Raw genomic sequence first — 7,196 nt, forward strand, 5'->3', positions numbered from 1 at the left:
AAGGAGGATAAAAACATGAACAGAAAGATAAGAAAACTTATATCCCTTGCGGCGGCAGGTGTTCTTGCTGCTGTACAGGTAAGCTCTGTACCGTTATTCACTTCCGTTGCGGCTGATGACGCGGCTGCTACGAAGTTCCCCTACACTATCGAGGGCGAGGACATGGAGGGCGCCGAGCTCTGGGATAAGATCTATCAGACGGAGCTTCCCGGCTATTCGGGCAAGGGCTTCTTCTACCTCACGGCAAAGCCCGCTTCATTTGAGGTCACTGTTCCCGAGGACGGAATGTACTCCATAACTGTTCACGGCGCTCAGATACTCAATCAGGAGGGCAGACAGCAGGCTGTTTCTATCAATGGTGTGAAGTATACCACTCAGGCGGCTTATTCCGATGAATGGAAGGATTACGATTTCGGCATGGTACGCATGAACAAGGGCGTCAATACCGTTGAGTTCATCTGCGAGTACGGCTATATGGCCATTGATACGGTAACTGTTTCACAGGCTGTTTTCCCTGACCTCTCAAAGGCAAGCGGCACGACCTGCGACCCTGACGCAACTCCCGAGACAAAGGCTCTTATGGCTTATCTCAAGAGCGTTTACGGAAAGCATATCCTCTCGGGACAGCAGGAGATATACGGCGGCGGTCATGAAGTTGCAACGACTATCCGCTTTGACGCTGAAAAGAAAAAGTGCGTGGATCAGGACGGCAAGGAGTATAAATTCGACGAGGCTGATATCTCGACTGCGGACGACGGCTCAAAGTTCGTATGGAAATGCTTCGACGAGGACGGTCAGCAGTACAGCTATCAGACTCAGAACCGCAATTATATCCTCAACGATTACAACTACGAGGTGAGATATCTCAAGGAGCTCACAGGCGAGGAGCCTGCTATCCGCGGCTTCGACTTCGGAAGCTACTGCCCCTGCTATGCGTGGGACGACGGCGTTGCAAGACGTATGATAGACTGGGCAAAGAACAAGAACGGTATCTGTACGGCTTCATGGCACGTTAACGTTCCTGTTACAAAGGCGGATTATACTCTCGGCGAGCCTCTTGACTTCGGCAGGACCACTTACAAGCCCAATACCGACTTCGTGACCGCAAACTGCATGGTAAAGGGCACTATGGAGTATGACTACTTCCAGCTCTGTATGAAAAATCTTGCGGCTGAGCTGAAAAAGCTCCAGGACGCAGGAGTTCCCGTTATATTCAGACCTTTCCACGAAGCAGAGGGTAATCCCAGCAACACTCAGGACCCCATCGACGGCTCGGGAGCATGGTTCTGGTGGTCAAAGGAGGGCGCTGTGGTATACAACAAGCTCTGGACTTTCTTACAGGATACCCTCAGGGACGAGTACGGTCTCCACAACCTCATCTATGAGCAGAATCTATATGCATGGTCGGACAACTCTGCAAAGTGGTACTCGGGCGACGATAAGGTCGATATCGTAGGCTACGATAAGTACAACTGCCAGTACAACCGACATGACGGTAAGCAGTCAGGAACTCCAAATGAGGACGCTGAGGCAGGTCTGTTCTATACTCTCAACAAGTTCGTAAAGGGCAATAAAATGGTCTCAATGCCTGAAAATGACACAGTTCCCAGTCTGAAGAACATGACTGTCGAACACGCTTACTGGCTGTACTTCTGTCCGTGGTACGATTCCGAGCAGGAGCACTTCCTCTGCGGCAAGGAGTATCAGGACCCAAAGACTCTTACTGAGCTTTATCAGAGTGATTTCTGCATAACTCTTTCTGAGCTCCCTAAGGACCTCTACAAGAGCGGCAGCGGTGAGCAGCCGAAAACAACGACTACTACCGCAAAGACTACGACAACGACAACTACTGCAACAACTACGGCGTCTGCGACCGTTACGTCTGTTACTTCTTCGTCTACAGCTCCTGCTGAGACAGATGTTAAGTACGGCGACGCAAACTGCGACGGTGAGATAGATATGTCGGACGCTGTGCTCATTATGCAGGCGCTTGCAAATCCAAACAAGTACGGTATAAACGGCAGCGACAGCAAGCATATCACCGAAAAGGGCGAGAAGAACGCGGACGTTGATGTAACTGTAAAGGGCGTTACTACCAACGACGCTCTCCGCATTCAGGAGTTCCTCCTCGGTAAGCTCACAACACTTGAACCGAATGGAAAATAACGGATAATATGACGCCATACGGAAGATATGCTTCTGTATGGCGTTTTTACGTCTGTTTATTATTATTTGTTTAAAATCGTACTTTTTTACCAAAAATACTTGAAATCCAACAGCAAATATGTTATAATAAGTGTATGTTTTATAGCGATTCAAAAAAATAAATGTCCTGTCCGTATATTTTTCGGGCAGAACAGTTCCACTCGGGGAAATTGGAACTGCATTAAAAGCATATATAAGACATTAACAGGATATTACAGACATATCTTCCAATCAATTTCTTTTTTTATCATACAAAAGGGGTGTATTAATGGAGAAAATAATCGAAATCGCAGTTATTGTTGCAGGAATCGATGAAGAATACCAGAATAGCGTCATCGAGGGTATCATAAGCTGTGCCAAGGAGAATAACGCCAATATCTCATGCTTCAGCGCGTTCGGCGGAGTCCTTGCCAACAGCAAGTACGACGTGGGCGAGTACAATATCTATTCCCTCATCAACTTTGAAAAATTTGACGGAGTTATTCTCCTCAGCAATACCATAAGCGATCCCATAGAAAAAGAAAAGATCGTCAACCGCGTGAAAAAGTCGGGGCTTCCTGTAAGTATCCTCGACTGCAGCGACTATCACGAATTCCATAACATAAGCATTGACAACTTTACAGCCATGAAGGCTCTTGTGAGCCATGTTATCGAGGCTCACGGCGCAAGGATAATAAACTATATCTCGGGTCCTGTTTCAAATCCCGAGGCTGCCGACCGTCAGAGGGCTTTCTCAGAGGTAGTGACCGAATACTCCATAGAAGTTCCCGAGGAGCGCATTTACCACGGCGATTTCCGGGCAGCTGACGGAAAAAAGGCTATAGATTACTTTTTCAGCAGTGCTCTCGAGCACCCGCAGGCTATAATATGTGCAAACGACGCAATGGCTCTCGCAGCTATCGAGGAGCTCAACAATATGGGCTACAAGGTGCCTGATGATATTATCGTTACGGGTTTTGACAACACCTACAATGCGAAGCACCACCTTCCTGCACTTACTACGGTTTCACGTCCCCTCGACGACGCAGGCTACAAGGCTTGTGAGGTCATTCTGAAAGTTATTAACGGCAAGAAGCAGAAGGAGACCATTGTCCTTGAGTCAAAGCCGGTGTTTACCGAGAGCTGCGGCTGCAGGACAGCGGAGAAAATAGATATCGACGAATACAAGACGGCTACATACAAAATGCTGAACAGCTTCAAGAACGATATCTCACTGCTCAACCGTATGACCGCTCAGCTTGCGGAAAACGAGACTCCCGACGAAAATATCCGCACAGTTGCCAGCCTTATCCACGAGGTACAGTGCGAGCGCTTTGCTATATGTCTCTGCTCCAACTGGGATCAGGTCATTACGGGCAAGGCTTCGGACGAAATGCCGGAGATATACCAGATACAGGGCTATACCGAAAAAATGAGCGCACCGCTGATACTGGTGAACGGAAGAAATCACCCCGTTACAGCCTTTGACAGCAGCGATATGCTCCCGACCCCTGTTTCGGGAGGCGGAAACGTAAGCTATTTCCTGCCTCTGCACTTCCGCGAGCGCTGTCTCGGCTACTATGTATTCATAAACAGCACTTTCCCGTTAAAGAGTCTGCTTTGTCACGCTCTCATGCTGAATATAAGCAACTCTATCGAGAATATATGCAAGCTGCTCCACCTGAACAGCATGATAAGCGAGCTCGACAAGCTCTATACCGTTGATCCGCTCTGTAACATCTTCAACAGAAATGGATTTATCAGAACAGCAGGTCAGATATACAATTCCTGCCAGAATGCGGGCAGGAAGGTGCTTATTTCCTTCATTGACATGGACGGGCTCAAGTATATCAACGATAATTTCGGCCATAAGGAGGGCGATTATGCTCTCCAGCACCTTGCAAGGATAATCAAGGACTGCTGCAAGAGCGGCAGGATATGCGCCCGTTTTGGCGGCGACGAGTTCATAATACTCGGTGCAAACGCTACTGACGAGGACATTCCCGCACTCGAAAGCACCTTCAATATACAGCTTGAAAGCATAAACCGCATTATCAGAAAGCCTTATAAGATCTCAGCGAGCATAGGTTCCATAGTTACCGACGCAACTGCCGATGTTACGCTCTTTAATCTTATAACACAGGCTGACGAGATAATGTACGAAAACAAGAAGCGTAAGAGAACTTCCCGTTATCTGCGACGGGATCAGGAACATGATGATGTGAATTATGACACACCTTGGAACTATAAGGCTTGAAACGAGCAGACTGATACTCAGAAGATTTGAGGAAGCCGATACCGAGACCGCTTTCCATGTGTGGACCAGCGACCCTAAGGTAACGAAATACCTGCGCTGGGAACACCACCGCAGCATAGCACAGATGCAGGCTCTCGGACAGTCGTGGCTGATGAAATACAGCGACCCTCAGTGGTATCACTGGGTAATAGTGCCGAAGGAAGTGGGATTCCCCATAGGAACTATCTCTGCTGCCAATGTCTATAACGATACCGATACCATAGAGGTGGGCTTCTGCATAGGCTCGGAATACTGGGGGCTCGGTTATATCACCGAGGCCTTTGCGGCAGTTATCGAGTTCTTCTTCGAGGAAGTCCGTGCAAACAGGATAGAAGCAAAATACGCCCCGGAGAACAAAGCTTCGGGGCGCGTAATGGAGAAATGCGGTCTTACATTCGAGGGTACTCTCAGGAGCTCCGACCGCATACACTCGGGTCTTACCGACGTTTGTGTATGCAGTCTCCTCGCAAAAGACTATTTCTGACGATATATTTTACATCTTTGCGATAATATCACAGCAGGGGAGCAAATATATTCAGTATTGCTCCCGCTATTTTTTTGACTACCGACCTCTGAGCACATTCCCCGGCGGTTATGAGATGTGAAGCCGATACTGTTCTTTCAAAGTCGGCAACGATGTCCTTTATGACGGATACATCGTACAGCACCGAGCCGCACTCAAAATGCAGGTAAAAGCTGCGGTAATCAAAGTTTATTGTTCCTACAACTGCCGTTATACCGTCGGCTACGCAGGTCTTGGCGTGGATAAATCCAGGGGTATACTCGTATATCTTTACGCCCATAGCCGTGAGCCTTTCGTAGTTGTTCCAGGCTATCATGTGGACGTACCACTTATCGGGGATATGCGGAGTTATTATTCTCACATCTACGCCTTTTTTTGCGGCAAATCCCAGAGCGTTTGTCATTTCCTCGTCAAGTATGAGATATGGTGTGGTTATACAGACGTAGCTCCTTGCATTGCTGATAAGCTCGAGGTATACGCGCTTTCCCACAGGCTCTTCATCAAGTGGAGAGTCAGAGAAAGGCTGTATAAAGCCGTCGGCTCCGCCTGTATTGCCTTCAGCTGTGAGCGGCGGTGAGAATTTGCGTATCTCAGCGCTTTCAGCCTTTCCCCAAAGCTGAAGGAACATTACGGTGTAGTTCCAGACAGCCTGTCCGCGGATCATTATTGCCGTGTCCTTCCAGTGTCCGAAACGCTCCTTACGGTTGATGTACTCGTCTGCAAGGTTGGTTCCGCCGTTGAAAGCGGTATGACCGTCTATGACAACTATCTTGCGGTGATCGCGGTTGTTCTGCACAGAAGATATCATTGGGCGGAAAGGGTTGAAGACCTTGCATTTTACGCCGTTTTCCTCAAGTCTGCGGAACGGCTTTACGGAATTGAGCATTCCCGTGCCGATACCGTCGTACATCAGCCTCACATCGACGCCTGCCTTTGACTTGCGGATAAGGAGCTCAGATATAGTATCGAACATATAGCCCTTGCTGATTATGAAGAACTCCAGAAAGATGAAATGCTCTGCTTTTTCAAGCTCGGCGATCAGAGCCTCGAACTGCATCTCACCTAAAGGGAAGTAACGGATATCGGTATTTCGGTACACGGGATAAAGCCCGTAAGCCGATATATATCGGGCAAGGTTAAGCGAATCGGGACAGTCGCACGAAAGCTCATCCATAACTGATCTATTCTGTACAAGAAGCTCTTTTGACTGCTTCTGATTGCGCATATCAAGTGACTTCGGGAACTGCTGCGAGAGCTTGAGATAAAGGTAGGAAACTCCGCCGAACAGAGGGAAAATGCTTATTGCAACTATCCATGCCATTCTGTAGGAGATAGGCTCGTTTTTGTTTGTGATGTACACTAAAAGCACGATATCCAGTACTATCAGCAGGAAATACACCAGAACAAAGCGTTCGCCAAGTCTTGTCACCATAAAAAGCAGGAAGAATATCTGTAAAAGCAGAAGAATTACAAAAGCAGCATTTGTACTGAGCAGACTGCTCAGCAGTTTTTTCAGCTTCATAGCTCACCTCCGGAGATAATTATTATCATAATGATATTATTATACCACATTTTTTTATTGAAAGGAAGATTATTTTGAACAAAATCCGCCCTTATGAAAGAAAGGTTTTTTATTACGAAACTGACAAAATGGGGATAGTTCACCATTCAAACTACATCAGAATATTCGAGGAGGCACGTGTACACTACCTCAGCGAGGCTGGACTGCCATTCCCGAAAATAGAGGGAATGGGGATACTTATGCCCGTGCTTTCCGTTGAAGCCGTATACAAGCGTCCGCTCCGATTTGACGAGACTTTTGCTGTGTATCTAAAAATCGACAAGTTCAACGGAACTACACTCCACGTTTCATACAGGCTGGTCAGCCGCGACACAGGAGAGGTATGCGTTGAGGGTGGATCTTCACACTGCTTCACCGATACTGATCTCAGGGTGCTCCGCACAAAAAACAAATACCCCGAGGTCTATGACGTGTTCGCTAAATACAGCGGTCTCGACTTCGAGGAGATATTTGAATAATATAAACAGCCGACATATGTGCGGTACTCGTAAAGAAGTATATATGGGACTTATCGGGGGAAACCTTTCTGAGGAAAGGTTCTCCCCCGAACCCCCTTCCAAAGACTTTTAACCCAAATTTTTCCAAACAGGACGCCCCCTGTAAGAGTTACA

Annotated in this window: 5 protein-coding genes; 4 read left to right on the forward strand and 1 reads right to left on the reverse strand. The window is 47.6% G+C overall.

The features are described 5' to 3' along the window. The first annotated feature begins 15 nt into the window (after positions 1–15). From IKW96_RS13990 to IKW96_RS14000, 3 genes are all read left to right on the forward strand, one after another. Positions 16–2,166, forward strand: coding sequence for a glycosyl hydrolase (locus IKW96_RS13990; RefSeq protein WP_296576275.1), 2,151 nt, complete (start codon positions 16–18; stop codon positions 2,164–2,166). Between the two features lie 307 nt (positions 2,167–2,473). Further along, entirely contained in the window at positions 2,474–4,441 is a 1,968-nt protein-coding gene (locus IKW96_RS13995; RefSeq protein ID WP_296576278.1) for a GGDEF domain-containing protein, read from the forward strand. After that, positions 4,413–4,964, forward strand: coding sequence for a GNAT family N-acetyltransferase (locus IKW96_RS14000; RefSeq protein WP_296576280.1), 552 nt, complete (start codon positions 4,413–4,415; stop codon positions 4,962–4,964). The genes IKW96_RS13995 and IKW96_RS14000 overlap by 29 nt, the downstream gene beginning before the upstream one ends. Positions 4,965–4,992: 28 nt before the next feature. Here IKW96_RS14000 and cls read toward each other — a convergent pair whose 3' ends face one another. Then, complete coding sequence (cls, locus tag IKW96_RS14005; RefSeq protein ID WP_296576283.1) at positions 4,993–6,525, reverse strand: cardiolipin synthase; 1,533 nt, start codon at positions 6,523–6,525, stop codon at positions 4,993–4,995. A 74-nt stretch (positions 6,526–6,599) separates the two neighbouring features. Here cls and IKW96_RS14010 point away from each other — a divergent pair, with 74 nt between their 5' ends. Continuing rightward, the gene (locus tag IKW96_RS14010) at positions 6,600–7,043 is read left to right on the forward strand and encodes a thioesterase family protein (RefSeq protein WP_296576286.1); all 444 of its coding nucleotides are present in this window, start codon (positions 6,600–6,602) and stop codon (positions 7,041–7,043) included. The last annotated feature ends 153 nt before the right edge of the window (positions 7,044–7,196 follow it).

It is taken from the genome of Ruminococcus sp. (assembly GCF_017549005.1).
In the GTDB taxonomy this organism is placed as follows: Bacteria; Bacillota; Clostridia; order Oscillospirales; family Ruminococcaceae; genus Ruminococcus.